General features: G+C 63.3%; 9 protein-coding genes and 1 pseudogene. 2 read left to right on the forward strand and 8 right to left on the reverse strand.

The genetic code is table 11. The features are described from left to right. Positions 1-69: 69 nt before the first annotated feature. The 3 genes and pseudogenes from recD to recC all read right to left on the reverse strand — a co-directional run bounded on the left by recD (position 70) and on the right by recC (position 8,847). Positions 70-1,962 carry an exodeoxyribonuclease V subunit alpha gene (gene recD, locus ACZZZP_RS17090; RefSeq protein WP_463383550.1) on the reverse strand — a complete coding sequence of 631 codons (1,893 nt, stop codon included), beginning with the start codon at positions 1,960-1,962 and terminating at the stop codon, positions 70-72. Further along, positions 1,959-5,510, reverse strand: coding sequence for an exodeoxyribonuclease V subunit beta (recB, locus tag ACZZZP_RS17095; RefSeq protein WP_463536727.1), 3,552 nt, complete (start codon positions 5,508-5,510; stop codon positions 1,959-1,961). Before recB ends, recD begins: the two co-directional genes overlap by 4 nt. Further along, positions 5,507-8,847, reverse strand: a pseudogene (gene recC / locus ACZZZP_RS17100) (exodeoxyribonuclease V subunit gamma). Before recC ends, recB begins: the two are co-directional and overlap by 4 nt. Positions 8,848-9,048: 201 nt before the next feature. Here recC and ACZZZP_RS17105 point away from each other — a divergent pair. After that, on the forward strand, positions 9,049-10,755 hold the full coding sequence (locus ACZZZP_RS17105; protein ID WP_463536728.1) for a Na/Pi cotransporter family protein: 1,707 nt from the start codon (positions 9,049-9,051) through the stop codon (positions 10,753-10,755). Between the two features lie 41 nt (positions 10,756-10,796). Next, positions 10,797-11,822: an AraC family transcriptional regulator gene (locus tag ACZZZP_RS17110; RefSeq protein ID WP_463383551.1), complete on the forward strand. Its 1,026-nt coding sequence runs from the start codon at positions 10,797-10,799 to the stop codon at positions 11,820-11,822. On the opposite strand, the gene ACZZZP_RS17115 is transcribed toward ACZZZP_RS17110, so the two are convergent. The 5 genes from ACZZZP_RS17115 to ACZZZP_RS17135 all read right to left on the reverse strand — a co-directional run bounded on the left by ACZZZP_RS17115 (position 11,764) and on the right by ACZZZP_RS17135 (position 15,500). Beyond that, entirely contained in the window at positions 11,764-12,429 is a 666-nt protein-coding gene (locus tag ACZZZP_RS17115) for a mobile mystery protein B (RefSeq protein WP_463536729.1), read from the reverse strand. The two genes, ACZZZP_RS17110 and ACZZZP_RS17115, sit on opposite strands and share 59 nt — an antisense overlap. Next, the gene (locus tag ACZZZP_RS17120) at positions 12,420-12,884 is read right to left on the reverse strand and encodes a helix-turn-helix domain-containing protein (RefSeq protein ID WP_463536730.1); all 465 of its coding nucleotides are present in this window, start codon (positions 12,882-12,884) and stop codon (positions 12,420-12,422) included. The genes ACZZZP_RS17115 and ACZZZP_RS17120 overlap by 10 nt, the downstream gene beginning before the upstream one ends. A gap of 213 nt (positions 12,885-13,097) precedes the next feature. After that, positions 13,098-13,367, reverse strand: a complete 270-nt coding sequence (locus ACZZZP_RS17125) for a DUF3077 domain-containing protein (protein ID WP_463383554.1) — start codon at positions 13,365-13,367, stop codon at positions 13,098-13,100. A 203-nt stretch (positions 13,368-13,570) separates the two neighbouring features. Then, on the reverse strand, positions 13,571-14,032 hold the full coding sequence (locus ACZZZP_RS17130) for an autotransporter outer membrane beta-barrel domain-containing protein (RefSeq protein WP_463536731.1): 462 nt from the start codon (positions 14,030-14,032) through the stop codon (positions 13,571-13,573). Further along, positions 13,935-15,500, reverse strand: a complete 1,566-nt coding sequence (locus tag ACZZZP_RS17135; protein ID WP_463536732.1) for an autotransporter family protein — start codon at positions 15,498-15,500, stop codon at positions 13,935-13,937. The genes ACZZZP_RS17130 and ACZZZP_RS17135 overlap by 98 nt, the downstream gene beginning before the upstream one ends. Positions 15,501-16,087: the final 587 nt, after the last annotated feature.

Genomic DNA, 16,087 nt, shown 5'->3' on the forward strand with positions numbered 1-16,087 from the left:
AAGCATTGACCGCTTTTCCCCAGAGTCAAACCGCAGCAGCAGCACCCGACCAAAGGCCTGCGTTTCGCTTCAAAACAAACTCAACTGATCCTGCTCGCCTGCCGGTTTGCTCTCCGGGCTTTTCGGCGGTTCGGGCGGCGGTTCAGCGGCCGCGAGCGGCGCCACAAATCCGTCCACTCGCAAGCGCTCCGCCAACCCCGCCGCCCGTTCGGCGCGGGTGCTGACGGCTTCCATCAAGCGCGCCGGCAAGGCCCAGATTTCCACCTTGTGCTTGGCGCGAGTAATGCCGGTGTAGAACAGCGAGCGAGTAAGCAGCGGGCTGGCGGTGTCGGGCAGCGCCAGCAGCACTTCGCTGAATTCCGAGCCCTGGCTTTTGTGCACGGTCATGGCGAACGCGCTGTCGTGGCTGGGCAACCGCGCTGGGGAAAACGGGCGGAAGGTCGGTTCGGTTTCGCCGGCACTTTCAAAGAACACGCGCAGGCCGTTTTCACTGGCCAGGCAGATGCCGATGTCGCCGTTGAAAAGGCCGAGCGCATAGTCGTTCTGGCGCACCATCACCGCCCGACCGGGATACCAACGCTCGCGGCTTGGCAGGCTGAAGCGCCGTTTGAACCGCGCTTCCAGCGCCTCATTAATGCCCTCCACGCCCCATGCGCCCTGGCGTTGCGCCGTTAGGGCGCGGAAACGGTTGAAGGCCGCGAAGGTCGCCGCCACGTCGCCGCTGCGCGCTGCCGTCAGATAAGGCGCGTAGCCTTGGTCCAGACGATCGAGCAGCGCACTCGGCGTAGGCTCACGCTCCCAGGCCAGGTCTGCCCTGCCCTCTTTCAGCAGGTTGAGCGTGCCAGTGGCATCGCCGCTGTTGATGCGGCGCGCCAACTCACCGATGCCGCTGTCGCCAGCAAAACGGTGGCTGTGGGTGAGCAGCACCACCGCATCGCCAAGCCGCGAATTCGGCGTTTGTGCTTCCACCGGTTGGCCGGTGAGGCGTTGCAGATCGGCGGCGGTTTCGGCGGTAAAGCCTCGGCCCTCGCACAGCTCGGCAAACACTGCGCCGGCTTCCACGGCGGAGAGTTGGTCTTTGTCGCCGAGCAAAATCAGGCGCGCGTGAGTGGGCAGCGCGTCGAGCAGTTTGGCCATGAGCGCCAGGTCGACCATCGACGCTTCGTCCACCACCAGCACATCCAGCGGCAACGGACTGGCCGCCGTGTGGCGCACGCGCGGTGTGTCGCCCCGGCTGCCGAGCAGGCGGTGCAAGGTGCGCGCTTCTTCCGGCAAGGCCGCTTTGATCGCCTCGCTTACCGGCAACTCGGCCTTGGCATTACGAATGGCTTCGGCCATGCGCGCGGCGGCTTTGCCCGTCGGCGCTGCCAGGCCAATGGCCAAGCGTTCGCCGCCCGGTTGTTCAAGTAACGCGGCGAGCAGGCGCACCACCGTGGTGGTTTTGCCTGTACCCGGACCGCCGGAGATAACCGCAAGATTACGGCGCACTGCTTGCGCGGCGGCCAGACGCTGCCAGTCCGGCCCGGCCTGGTTGTTGTTGCGGGCAAAAAGACGCGCCAGGCCATCGGCCAGCACGCTTTCGTCCACCTCGGGGTTAGCGCTGCCTCGGGCCAGCAACTGCGCCGCCAATTGCGTTTCGTAGTGGTGATAACGCGCCAGATACAGGCGCTCGCCGTCGAGTATCAGCGGCGCGAACTCACCGGGCGCGCCCACCAAAGGCGAAGCCTGCAGTTGCTCGACCCAGGGCGCCAACGCCGGCACCAGTAAACCGCCGCCCACTTCCGGCCACGCCCGCTGCCCGGCCCAGCGCCGCAGTAGCAGGCACACATCGCCGTTGCCCAACGCCGCGCAGGTCAGCGCCGCGGCCAGGAGCACCGGCTCGCTGGCGTCTTCATCCAGGCGCTGCAAGCTGGCGACAAATGCGCGCTCCAATGGCCCAAGGGGCAGATCGGCAAGGCTCATGGCTGCTCCTCGTTGAACAACTGGTCGAGGGCATCGAGCAGGCTGTCGGCGGGCCGCGAAAAATACACGCCCGCCGTCGGCATGCCGCGCAAGAACAGGTAATAGGCGCCGCCCAGTTGCGCGTCGGTAAAGTCCGCCAGGCGCTGGCGCAAGAAGCGGCGCAGCGCTACCAAATAGATGAGGTATTGCAGGTAGTAATGCTCGCCCGCCAGCGCTTGCAATAGGCGCTCGCCGCTGTAGAAGCTGGCGTCCGGCCCCAGCCAGTTGGATTTGTAATCGGCGATATACCAGCGGCCTTCGTGCTCGAACGTAAGGTCGATAAAGCCTTTGAGAAAGCCTTTGAGGCTGTCGAATTCCAGCCGCTGCGCTGCTTCGCGCATGGGTGCCGCCAGGCCGTATTGCGGGTCGGCGAGAATGGCGCGCAGGCGATACACATCCAGATGCGCCACCGGAAAGGTAAAGCCCAGCTCAGGCAAACGCCGCGCCGATACCAGGCTGGCCAGCGTCAGGCCGTGGCCGTCGAGGTCGGTGTCGAGCACGCGTTGCAAATGGTCGGCGGCAAGCTCGGTCCAGTCGCGCGACAGGCCGTGGTCGGTCAGCGCGTGTTCCACCAACGCCGGCAGCTCGCCTTTACCCCGCGCCCAGTCTTCCAATACCGCGTGCAGGCAGGTACCGGCGCGAGCGCCACGGGGAAAGGCGAAAAAGCCCAGGCCCGGATCGCTGGCGTCAGGAATGCTCAGGTTGTCGCGGTCGGGCGCCTCCATGTGCATGCCCGCCGACAACCCGGAAAAGCTGCCGATACGCCAGGCGCTGTGCAGGCTGCGCTCAAATTGTCCGAGCTGCTGCGGCGCCGGTGCGCGCTGCTCGCCCGCTGCCGAAGCTTCGTTATTGAGCAGCGGCAAGCGCGCAAAGGTGCCGCCGCTTACGGCTACCAGTTCATCAATTTCGCTGGCCAGCGCTTCGCCGCTGCGCTCGTTCAGGTGCTGCGCCAACTCGCCCAGCGCGTCGGCGCCGGCCAGTTCGCGGCCGTGAAGCAACCACGCCAGGGCGCTGCTGTGCAGGCCTTCTTCGGGCAGCAAGCCGGTTTTCTTCACCGGTGCCGGCACCGCCACCGGGCCCCAATGCAACCACAGGCGATCGCGGGCGCGGGTAAGCGCGACATAGGCCAGACGCAGTTGCTCGGCGAACACTTCTTCGCGGGCGCGCTGCAGGTTGCTGTCGAGGTTTTCGCTGCCCATGTCGAGCATCGGCTGGCCGTGCTCGTCGTGGCAGGTGGCGCTGTCTTTGTGCTGCCCCAGCAGCCGGCCATTCCACAGATACGGGCAGAACACCAACGGGTATTCCAGGCCCTTACTGGTATGGATGGTGACGATCTGCACGCGCTCGGCATCGCTTTCCAAACGCAGCAAGGCATCTTCACCGGCGCCTTCGCTGCCGCGTTGCGCGTTGAGCCAGGCCAGCAACGGTTCAAAGCCTGGCCGCTGCTGGCTCTCGGCTTGCAGCAGTTCGGCCAGGTGCAGCACGTTGGTCAGGCGCCGCTCGCCATCAGGCGCTGCCAGCAGCCGTTCGGCCACTTGCTCTTGATCGAGCCAGGCGCGGAAGGCGCGCATAAATCCTTGTTGCTGCCAGAGCTGGTGATACAACTCGGCGTCTTCGCGCTCACGGTCCCAGGCGCGCTCGTCATCCTGACAGCGCGCCAGTTGCTGAGCGTCGCGGCCGAGCAAGCGCGTGGACAACGCATACCGCAGCACGCCCTCGCGGCCCGGTTCGGCATAGGCCGCCAGCACTGCCGCCAGCTCGGCTGCCTCCTCGCTGTGCCACACGCTTTGGTTGCCGCGCCGCACGCTGGGCACGCCGCGCGCCACCAATTGCTCGGCCACCTCCGAGGCTTGCCGATGGTTGGACACCAGCACGGCAATGTCGCCGCCTTTGAGCGGCGTGCGCGTGCCGTCTTTGTCGAAATACGCTTGCCCCTGTGCGCTGGCGGCCAGCAACGTGGCGATGCGCTGTGCGGTATCGACCGCCACCAGCGTATCGGCGCGGCCTTTGTTCAGCGGTTCATCACCGAGCCACACCAGCGACAACGGCGCTTCATTGCCGGGCGGCAGCACCAACCGCGAGCGCGCCTTGATGCCAGCCCGCACCTGCGGATAGTCCAAGCCATCCACGGCAAAGGGTTGCGGCCGCGCGAACAGCAGGTTCAATGCAGCGATCAGCTCGGCGGTGGAGCGGTAGTTAAACGGCAAGTCGTAGCGCCGCTCGGCGGCGGCGCGGGCGGTTAAGTAGGTGGCCAGGTCGGCGCCGCGAAACGCATAGATCGCCTGCTTGGGATCGCCGACAAAACACAGGTCGCCGCCGTCTCGGTAGATGCGGTCGAAAATCTGGTACTGCACCGGATCGGTGTCTTGGAATTCGTCGATCAAGGCCACCGGATAACGGGTGCGCAGCGTGTGCGCCAAGGTCTCGGCCACCGGGCCGTGCAGGGCTTCGTTCAGGCGATTGAGCAGATCATCAAACGCCAGAATGCGCTGGGCGGCTTTGCGTGCCGGCAGCTCGGCGTTCAGGCGGTCGAGCAGACGCACCTGCAAGGCAATCAAGCGTTGCTCGCCAGCCGGCAGCGCGTCGGCGATGGCCAGCAACAGCGCGTCGAACGCTTCGGCAACGGCGCTGACCGGCGGGTTATGGCCTTTCTTGGTGGCTTTGAACAACGCGCTGCCGGTGAGTTTGCCCAAGCCAATTGGCGCATCGAACAGCGCCGCCGGGTCGGCGAAATAGCTGTCCAGTTCGGCCGACCACAATGGCAGCTTCGCCACCTTGTGCGTGCTCTGGCTCAGGCCACCGTGTTCTTGCAGTTCCTCAATCCAGCCGTAGCCGCCACGGCGCCACAGCTCGGCGGCGGTACTCCAAGCCTGGCTGGCTGCGGCTAGCTCATCAGAAGCCGGCGCCGGTTCAGCCAGGCGCGGCTCGATACGCAAATAGGGTTTGCCCAAGTGCGGACGCAAGCGCTGGCGCAACAGCGCCGGGGTGATTTTTTTCTTCGCCAGAAAGCGCGCCCAGGCCGGGTCGGCCGATGCTAATTCGTGGCGCCAGGCGTCGGTGAGCAAGGCGTCGAGCACTTCGCGGTCGTCGCTGGCCAGTTCGCTGTCGAAATCGCCACCGGCTTCGAACGCGGCGTCTTGCAGGGCGCGCTGGCAGAAGCCGTGAATGGTGAAAATTGCCGCTTCATCGAAACCATGCACGGCCAGCAGCAATCGGCGCCGCGCCTCTTCGCCGGGGTATTGGGCGTGCAGGCGCGTGAGGAAGTCGTCGCCGCTGGGCGTGCCTTCGTACACCGCCAGCAACTCGGCCAAGCGCCCGCGAATACGTTCGCGCAATTCCGCCGTGGCCGCCGTGGTGTAGGTGACCACCAGAATCTGCCCGACGCCCAGTTGCCGCTCCAGCAGCAAGCGCGCGTACAGCGCGGTGAGCGTCCAGGTTTTGCCGGTGCCGGCACTGGCTTCAATCAGCGAACGGCCGGCGAATGACGAGGTGTGAAGGTCGAGGCTCATTCTTCGTCCTCCCCTTCCGGTGCCAAGGCTTGCAGCGCGGGCAGAATCAGCGCTTGGGCCAAGGCCTCAAAGCGCTCGCCGAGCACCTCGCGATCACGAAACGCCAGGGCGTACCACGGGTCTTGCGACTCGCCGGGCAGGGGGCTGAAGTCCGCACCTTCCCAGGCCACTTTGGCCTTAAAGCGCGCCGCCTCGATGGGCTCTTTGCGCCCTGGCTTGAGCAATCCCTCGGCAAAGCCATAGCTGCTTTTCAGCATCAGCGGCAGCGGTTCGCACAGCGCCTCGCGGTAGGCCAACAGCCAGGGTTCCAGCAGTTCGCGCGGGTTGGCCAGCGGGCCCAGTTGCCAATCGTGGACGGGGGAAATCAGCAGGCTTTCGCGGGCGATATCCGCCGTGGCGCTGAGGTTGAGCAGCACATGACGCAGCCAGAACGAGGGCAAATCCCAGGCGCTCGGGGCGTTGAGGCGCCATTCAAACAAGCCGCTGGAGGTCACGCCGTCGAGCCAACCGTGGATATGCACGCCGGCCAATTGCACGTCGACCAAAAGCGGCTGCGGCTGTTCTTCCGGGCGCGCTTCAAACAGCCGTGGCGCAAAGGCGCGCACCGGGCCGCGCAACTTGCCCCACAACGCCTGGCCCAACTCGCCGGTCGGCAACCAGCCGGCGGCGCGGGCGATGTCGCGTTCCTGCTCCAGCGTCCAGTCGCGCTCTACCGCTTCCAGCGCCAACTGGCGCAACCCGCGCCATGCCGGGCCTTCAAGAACGAAGGGTTCGTCGCTGGCCAAGGCTTCGTCGCTGTCGGCCAGGCGCAAGCCCAAGCGTTGTTCCAAGAGAAACCGCGCCGGGTGGCGGAAGCATTGCAGCAGCTGCGACGGCTCGATATGCAGCCAATCGGCGTCGGGTTCCGGCAGGCGCCCGGCAAACGCTGCCGGGCTGCTTTGCGGCGGCTCGGCCAGGCGCTGGGCGGCGCGGAACCACGACGCGGCGTAACTGCGCTGGGCGCCGCCGGCAAAGTTGCCAGGCGAGAAAGGTTGCAGCGGGTGGGCGATGGTCATGTGTTTGCTGGCGAGCTCCTGAGCCTGGGTGTCAGGTTCAAGGGCATCGCGGCTGAAGCCCTCCTACAGGTGCTCTGGGCGGTGAGGTCGACGGCTTCGAGCACTTCGCTGATCAGCACCGATGGCGGCAGTTCGGCGTTGTTGCGTGGGTCGCGGCCGACATAGCTGAGGTACAGGGCATCGCGCGCCGACAGCAGAATTTCCAGCAGCAGATAACGGTCATCCAGACGCCGCGCGCGGTCGCCGCGACGGGGGTGTTGGGTAATCAGGTCGAAGCCGGCAGCCGGCGTGCGCCGGGGCAGCGCGCCATCGTCCAGGCCCAGCAAACACACCAGACGGAACGGCAGGCTGCGCATCGGCACCATGGTGCAGAAGGTCACCGCGCCGGTGAGAAATCCGGACGCGCCGCTGCCCTGCTCCAGCGCCGTGCTCAGTTGCTGACGCACTAGCGCCAGCTCCAGCGGCCGCTCGATGCCGGCGGCTTGCGCCTGGTCACGCAAGGCGGCGCAGGCCTGGCTGAGCAGCAACAAGGTGTCGCCGGCTTCGCGCTCATCGAACAGTGCGTCGATCATCGCTTGCAGCGTGTCGGCCCAGGCGGCCAGCGAGCGTGGGCGTTGCAGGTCTTCGGCCAAGGACGCCAGGCGCTGAACGAAACCAGCCAGGCGCCCGAGCAATTGCGCGCGGGCGCCTTCAAGGGCATCCAGCGGCCAGGTGTCGCCCAGCAGTGGCGCGGCATCGCCAGCCAATTGTGGCGGCGCGGCAAACCCGAGCAGCAGACGGTCCAGGCCCTGGCGCCAGGTGAAGGCGGCATCGGCAGGCAAGCCGAGTTGCTCGCGGTGCTCGCTGTCGCGGCCCCAGCGCACGCCGGCTTCGCGCAGCCAATCGCGCAGCAGCGGCAGGTCTTCGTTTTCGATACCGGCACGGCGGGCAATCGACGGTTGTTCCAGCCAAGTCAGAATTTCTTCAGCGCCGAAGCGGCTTTGCTCCAGGGTCAGCAGCGCGAGGAAGGCTTCGATAATCGGCAGCTCGGCGCGCAAGCTGCGGTCGGCCAGGCTGAACGGAATACGCGGCGAACGGGGGCCGCGGCCGTGGCTGTCGCGGGTGGCAAACACGGCTTCGATAAAGGGCGCGTAGCGTTCGATATCGGGCGTCAGCACCACCACCTGGTCGGGCGTGAGCGTGGGGTCGGCGGCAAAGCGGGCGAGCAGTTGGTCGTGCAGAATTTCCACCTCGCGCAGCGGCGAATGGGCGATATGCACTTCCAGGGAGCGGTCGTCTTCACGCAGCACCAACCGCTCTTCGGGCTGGCGCGTGCGCAGGCGCAAAATATCGTTTTGCAGGGCGCGCAGCAGCGAGGTGTCGTGCAGGTCGGCGTCTTCGGAGTACAGCCCTATTTCCTGGCCGCCGAGGCCGAACAGCGCGTCGAAAAAGTCGCGCCCTTGTTTGCCGAGACTGGCGAGCAGCGGGTGGCCGACGTCCAGGTACCAATCGTCAGCCGCCGTGGCGATATTGAGCACCGGCTGGCGGGCCAGCTCGCGAACGTCACGAATATCGCCCCAGGCTTCGCGGCACGGGTTGAGGGCGCAGACCACCACTTCAACATGGCGAGCCAGGCCGTCGAGCACGCGCATATGGTGCGGCGGCAAACTGCTGATGCCGAACACCAAAAGGCGCTCGGGCAGGCCGGCGATGGGCGTGTCGTCGTGCAGGCGGCGCAGTAAATCGTCGAGCAAACGGGCGCGGTGCGGGTGGCCGTCGCGGGTCAGTTCGCGCCAGAGCAAGGCTTGCCAGCCTTCGTCGGCGCCAAGGTCGAGCAACTCGTTGCGCTCCCAGGCGGCGAGCCAGTCGTCGCGGTAGAGCAGGTATTGGTCGAAGACGTCGGCAATGCGAGCGCCGAGCGACAATCGCCGACGCTCATCGCCGCCTTCCAGGTACTGCGCCAGCCGCGGCGCTTGTTCCAGGTTGCTCGGTTCGCACAGCCAGTCGTACAGCCGCCACGTCAATGTGGTGGGCGAAAACGCCGATTGCTCCGGCAGCTTGTCGATCAGCTCGCCCAGCACCAGCCGCGAAATTTCCCAGACAAATTTGGCCGGCAGTTGCACCTCCAGCTGCATGGCGATGCCTTGTTTACGCGCCAGTTCCAGCGTCAGCCAACGGCCCATGCCCTGGCTCGGCACCACCACCAACGCCGGGGCAAACGGTTCGCGCTGCGGTTGGGCCAACAGGGTGGTGGCCAACGCGCCAAGGGTTTCCAGATCGGGGGCGTGGTAGAGCGTGAGCATGGGCGCCGTCGCTTGCAAAGATGGCACGTAGGTTAACAGCTCGGCAGGCCGTTCGGGACCGGCAAATCGCGCGTCGAAACTGGCGTGAAGCGCATTCGCCAACTACAGCTAACTGCATGGCGCACAAGAAAAAATCGAACGCGGGCCGTTTGCTTCCGGTCCACTGCCCATATTCGCCATGCTGCCAGGGAGGCCGCGCTTATGCTGACCCTGCTCAACCTGCTTTCTGCCGTCGCCCTGCTGATTTGGGGCACCCATATCGTGCGAACCGGCATCCTTCGGGTGTACGGCTCGCAACTGCGCAAAGTACTCAGCCACAACATGGATACGCGCCCGCTGGCCTTCGCGGCGGGCATCGGCGTGACCGCGCTGGTGCAAAGCAGCAACGCGACGGCGCTGTTGGTGACCTCATTCGTGGGCCAGGGCTTGATGGCACTCACGCCGGCGCTGACGATCATGCTCGGCGCCGACGTCGGCACCGCGTTGATGGCGCGGGTGCTGACCCTGGATTTGTCCTGGCTGTCGCCGCTGCTGATTTTCCTCGGCGTGATTTTTTTCCTTTCGCGCAAGCAGAGCCGTGCCGGCCAGCTAGGGCGCGTGGCGATTGGCTTGGGATTGATTGTGCTGGCGCTGCAATTAATCGTCAGCGCCGCCCTGCCAATCACCGAAGCCCACGGCATCAAAGTGCTGTTTTCCTCACTGACCGGCGACGTGCTGCTCGATGCGCTCGTAGGTGCGCTATTCGCGCTGATTTCCTACTCCAGCCTGGCCGCCGTGCTATTGACCGCGACCATGGCCAGCGCCGGTTTGATCAGCCTGCCGGTGGCGCTGGGCTTGGTGATTGGCGCCAATATCGGCAGCGGCATTCTGGCCCTCCTCACCAGCAGCATGCAGACCGAAGCAGGCCGTCGAGTGGCGTTGGGCAGCCTGCTGTACAAAGTCATCGGCCTGCTGCTGATCAGCCCGTTTATTCACCCGTTAGTGCACTGGCTGAGCACCTTGAAAATGAGCCCGCAAACCTTGGTGATCGGCTTTCACCTGGCCTACAACACCACGCGCTGCCTGCTGATGCTGCCGACGGTTCATGTGATGGCGCGCTTTTGCAATTGGCTGCTGCCTGACCGCCAACTCGACAACGGCGTCGCCAAACCCCGTCATCTCGACATGACCGCGCTGGACACTCCCAGCCTGGCGCTCAACAACGCGGTGCGCGAAACCCTGCGCATCGGCGATTTGATCGAAACCATGCTCGGCCATTTCCTCGCCGTTTTGCGCGGCCCACAGCCGCTGGCAGGCAAAGAATTGCGACGCCTGGGCGATGACGTGGATGCGCTCTATAACGCTGTGAAGCTGTACCTGGCGCAGGTGCCGGGCGAGGCGCTGGGCGAGCATGATCGCCGGCGCTGGGCGGAGATCATCGAGCTGACCGTGGACTTGCAACAGGCCGCTGACCTGCTCGAACGTATGCTCGGCAAAGTGCAAAACCAGAAGACCGCGCAGCAACATTCGTTTTCTGAAGCTGGCCTGCAAGAGCTGACCGAAATGCATCAGCAACTGGTGGCCAACCTGCGCTTGGGGCTGAGCGTGTTTTTGTCGGGCGACGCCCACAGTGCGCGCCAACTGCTGCGCGAGAAACGCCGGTTCCGCGCCCAGGAACGGCGCATGGCCCATGCCCACGTGTACCGGCTGCATCACCACATTGTGCAAAGCATCGAAACCAGCTCGCTGCACTTGGAGCTGATCGCCGATATGAAACGGCTTAACTCACTGTTCTGCAGCAGCGCCTATGCCGCGCTGGAAGCACACGAACACGGTGCGTTGGCCGATGGCGATGACGATCATGCTGAATCAGCCGCGCAGCAGGCCACCGATCTCGATTCCCCCGAGGCAAAACCGGCGGCACGTTGAGCGCTGTCTTTTAACCGACGGCTTGGGCAGAATCTGGCGCCATGCCCAACGCCATCGACCCCCGCCACGCCTCCGTCAGCGCCAGCCTCACCCAGTCGGTGTTGCACGCCGCTGTGCGGCTGGGTTTGGACCGCAACGACTTGCTAGCCCGCTGCGGCTTGAACGAGCAGCAGTTGACCGATCCCGACGGCCGCGTGGCTTTCAGCGCCCATGAGCAGCTTTGGCAGGAATTGGATAATCGTCTGGAAGCCAGCGAGCCCGGCCTATTGATCGGTGCCAATCTGGCGCCCGGCCCATTCAGTGTGCTGGGTTACTTGCTGCAAAGCAGCGCCACCTTGGGCGACGCGCTGGGGGCGGCGCTGCGTTATCAACGCCTGGTTGGCGAAGGCGGCGAGCTGCACCTGCACGCCGAGGGGGACGAACTGCGCGTGATTTATCGCCCCGTGCACCCCGAACTTCCCGCCACCCGCACACGCGTGCTGGCGCTGATGGTGTTCTGGGTGCACATGATGGCGCCGCTGCTGCATGCTTATCGCCTGCTTCGTGCCGAATTTACCCATCCGCAACCGCTTGAAACGCAGCCCTACCTCGCCGCCTTCAATGCCGAACTTCGCTTCGGCTGCGCCGACTACGTACTGGTATTGCCATTGGTGCTTCGCAGTGCGCCGTTGATTCAAGCCAACCCACCGTTGCAAATCCTGCTGCGCCAGCACGCCGAAGCGCTACTGGCGCGCCTGCCCAGCGAAGGTCTAATCGCCCGGGTGGTCGCTCTACTCGGCGCCCAACTCGCCCATGGCGAACCGGACCGTGCCGATCTGGCGCGCACCCTCAACCTAAGCGAACGAACCCTGCAACGCCGCCTCGCCGAAGAAGGCAGCAGCTACCAGCAATTGCTTACCGACACCCGCCAGCAATTGGCCGAACGCTACCTCGACGATGGTCAATTGCCAGCTGCGGAAATTGCGTTGTTGTTGGGGTATTCGGAGCCGAGCGTGTTCTTTCGGGCGTTCAGAAACTGGACAGGGTTGACGCCGGGCGAGTATCGGTCGCGCATACGTTCGGTCTAAGGCACTCAGCGAGGCGATACGTGCGAACGAAGGCAAAAAGGGCCTGGTAGTCGCCCCTGTCGGCGGCCCGCAGGGCCTCGATGTACTTTTTGCGCACTGCGCCAGCCACCGCAAGGCTAGCCGCGCTTCCCCATGAAAAGGCGCGACTGCCACATTGACGCAGTAGCAAGTCGGCCATCAGCCGAGCATGGCGACCGTTGCCGTTGGCAAACGGGTGGAGCCACACGAGCTTATGATGGAAGCGCGCGGCAGTCTCTTCGAGGGGGTAAACGTCGTTTTCGATCCAGTAGCTGACATTGCCAAGAAGTTGCCGGAGCTGCTCAGCAATCTGGCTCCAATCACAGCCGATATTCTTGCCAGTCTGGCGAAACCGCCCCGCCCATTCCCAGGTGTTGGAGAACATGCGTTTGTGCAGCTCGCGGCAAAACTGATCGGTGAGCACGTCGAGTTTTTTCTGTCGATCGAGCCAGCGGTGGGCGCTGTAGATATTCTCGGCCTCCCACTCATCCAGCTCGCTTTGAGTGCGGATATGAGTGGGCAACAGCCCCGCCGCCTCGTCGGGGTCAAGTGGAGTTTGACCTGGCTGCAACGCCACCGTCACCGCCACAAACGCGTCCATGAGCCGGACAACAGCTCCTGTCGCCGGTCCGCCACTTTGCGCTCGATGTAACTGTCCGAAGGCCGCTGATCTTCCAGCGCCATGGTGTGAGCGACGCCCATCACCTCTTGCCGTGCCAACGCGTCGGCCCGCGCTTCGATTATGTCGCCCAGCGGCTGGCGAGGGACCAGAGCGTACACAAGTTCGCAATCCAGCCCGGCCGCGAGTTTTCGGAGTTGACCGAGCGTGATGCGGTCGTTGGCCTCTGACACCTCGCATTTTTGCAGCGTGGAAGCCGACACCCCGACCAGTGCCGCCTGAACCCGAACCGAGCGACCAAGCGATTCGCGGATGGCTTTCAACCACCCCCCGCGCGGTTTAGTCGTGCCTTGCACCAGCATGAAAGGCTCAACGGCACGTTCAATTTGATGGAGACGAAGCTTGAAGAAAGAGAACGTCTGCATGGCGAGCCCCTGCGAACCAAAAAAGCGACCTGTATGTGTATAAGCACCCAACATACATCTTTATGTACGCCTATAGGCACTCATTTATCAATATAGTGTGCGCTTATAGGCGTACAGATTAGCGAAAAAGGCGCGTCTATGGCGCAACGTGGATTCATTAAGGGTTTGGGTTGTAGAAGGGAAACGCCGGGATTCACCGTGTGCAAACGTGCGTCACATCCTGGCGCCAAGCAGCTCACGCACGCTGAGCTGGCTCGCTCTCACTAACGCACTGGCCATTTGGCTCAGCTGTTGAATCACGCCAGATTCGTGGGCCTTGTTGATAAAAGCGTCAGCGGTGGCAAGCGTTTCGACGTAAAGCATCAAGTCGGCGGCGCGCTCCAGCGCAGCTTCGATGGGCACACCGGCATTGACCGAGAACAGCGCAACGCCGTCTACGGTGTCGAAGGGTTGGGAGGTGGTTAAGGCTTTTTTGATCGTCATCTTCCTTAGCTCCGTTAAGCGGCCAAGCGAGCTGCAATTCGAGCGACGGCGAACTCTATGTCGTGACGCGGCGCGAATATGTCGGCTGCGACGGAAAAAGTCGCAGGTTAACGGGAACAAAATTGCCGTTTTGTGGCTGGGACAGGCGAAAAAAAACGCCGTCACAAGACGGCGTTTCAGCGTGGTCGGAACTGCAACAGTGTTTAAAAATTCACACGCCATTCCGCTTGCAAACCATGGTTACGGGAGTTGCTGCCCACATCGCCGACATAACCCACGCCCAGGTTTTGCGCAGGACTGATGCCCAGGTCGACGCCAGCCTCCAGCGTAATGCTATTGCGGTCCAGCGTGCTGCCGTAAACGTCAAAGGTGCTGCCGCCGGAGCGGTAGGCCTGCTGAGTGACCACGTCAACATTGCCAAACAGGCGACGCCAGCCAGCGCTCGCATGGGGCGTGACGCTCATGCCGTTATCAAGCTGGCCGAGGTGCGCCAAACGCAGACCAAGCGTAGCGCTGACATTGCTTTGCTGTTGGTCGTCGACGTGCAGCGCCGCTGCGCCACCCTTTTCATCGTAGGCCTCGCGGGTGTAGCGCTCGGTAACCCAGGTTGAAAAACGGTTCTTTAAGCAACCGACCGCTGGCGGTCTGATAGGCGAACTCCACAAAGGCTTGCTGCCCGTTCGCCGAATATTCGCCACGTGGAGCATCGCTGAATTGGTTGAAGCTCAGCTCCCGTTTGCTGGTGCCACTGTGGCCGCTGTAGGCCATGCCCATCCGCGTGGCCAGCGCGCCGTTCTGATGCAGGGCATAGGCGCCGAGGTGGTAGGTGTTCACTGCGCCGGTGAGAAAGTTGCCGGCGTCCAGGTCGGTTTTCGAGTAACCGCTCACCACGCCCAAGCGCCAGTCGCTGGTAACCGACCAGTCGGCACCGACCAGCGCGCCGCTGGTGCGCTGTTGCAGTTCTGCGGGGTTGTCGTCCTGCTCGAATGTGCCTTGGCTGCCGAGTGCCTGCAGCCAGACGCGCCCCTGCGCCTGCGGATCTTGCAGGCCACGCGCGTCGTCGGGTGTGCCGGTAGCGACCAGCAGCGGACCGTCATCACGCAGCATCGCCGCTTGCAAACTGTTGCCGCGGCTTTCCAGTTGTTGCATCGCCTGCAACATGCCGCTGCTGACTTGCCCAGTGCTGGCAAGCATGGCCGAAACGCGGCTGGCATTGGCGGCGCCAGCCAGCTGCTCCAGGGCGACGCCGGCTGTATTCAGATCGCTCACCAACAGGTGATTAATCAGGCCTGGAGTTGCCACGCCCATACTGTTGGCCGCGTTGACCGCGCTAGGGCTGGTGGCTGCCGTAACAATCGAGTTGTCGTTACGGTGCAGCTCAAGCTCGACGGAGTGACTGTTATAAATAAGCTTCGGGTCGAGGAAATACAGATTGGTTTTTACCCCTTCGAACGTGCCGCTGACGCCCGCTCCGCCAGTGAGGATGGTGTATCGGGTATTTGGCTCATAGGCGCCCATCCCGGCCGCCACTTGCACGCTGGCGTTTTGAATCGAGACGTTGTCGCGCACGTCCACCAGCCCGGCTTTGCCGTCTGGACCGGCGCTGACATAGAACGTAGTGCCCAGCTCCATTTTCAAACTGCCGTTGATGGTCAGGGTGTCGCCGGCAAACTCCGCGCCCAGCGCACCGCCTTTCTTCACTTCCACGCTGCCGACCGTGCCTTTGCCGCTCAACACGCCGCCGCTGTTAACGGTAACGGCGGAATTGGCCAGCGTACCGTTAACGGTCAGTTGCCCGTCGTTCACGCTGGTGGTGCCAGTCATGGCGCTGCCATCGCCATTAAATGTCCATTCGTGCAGACCGTCTTTGATCAGGCTGAGCGTGCCGGTGCCGCCATCAGCCAGCACACCGTCGAACGCCGACGCTCCGAGCGCGCCGGTGTCGATGATCAAGGTGCTGTTGTCTTGCCCGCCATTGCGAACGGTGCCCTCGCCCACCAAACCACCCAACGTCATTCGCTGGCCGCCCAGTTGCACGCTGGTTGCCGTGCCCTTGAGTTTCACCGCGACAATCTTGCTGGTCAGGTCGACGCCTTCGAGTTTCAAATAACTGCTGTCGTTGAATGTAAGCAAACCACCTGCAATAGCGTCTGCGGCCGTCACGCGAATAAAACTTGCATCCGAAAATGTAACTTGCGCACCGTTCAACGAGCCTTTAGCAGAAGCCACAAGACTTGAATTATCTTTAAAGTATTGTTTGCCAGCATCCAGCGCGTTGGCGACTGTTGCTTGCAACTGACTATCCCCGGAAAACTCAGCCGAAGTTCCCGCATTGAATGTGTGTTCTATATTTGCTTGCACCACATCTTGCCCGGCAAAGCCCATATCTATGGCGATAGCACCGTCGCTGCTTGCATCGTAGTTCGCGGCCAATGCATGCCCCGCAATAATCTGAGCAACAACAGCGCAAATAACAGACAACTTAAATGTATTCATGATTATTCCTTGAGAAAGCAACTTCACCGCGACACTTAATAGGCGAAACAATAAATTCGCTGCTGCCATAACGGCCGAAGCACTAGAAGAAAATGGGGACTGACGGAAACAACAGGCACGGACGGTACCAAGTTGAAAACTTAGTTGTCCACGCCAAGGAACTTCCCTACAAAGCATTGGGATCGAAGAAAACTTAATCAGCCTGAAACGGAATTAAAACGCCC

It is taken from the genome of Pseudomonas sp. AC211, assembly GCF_979258055.1.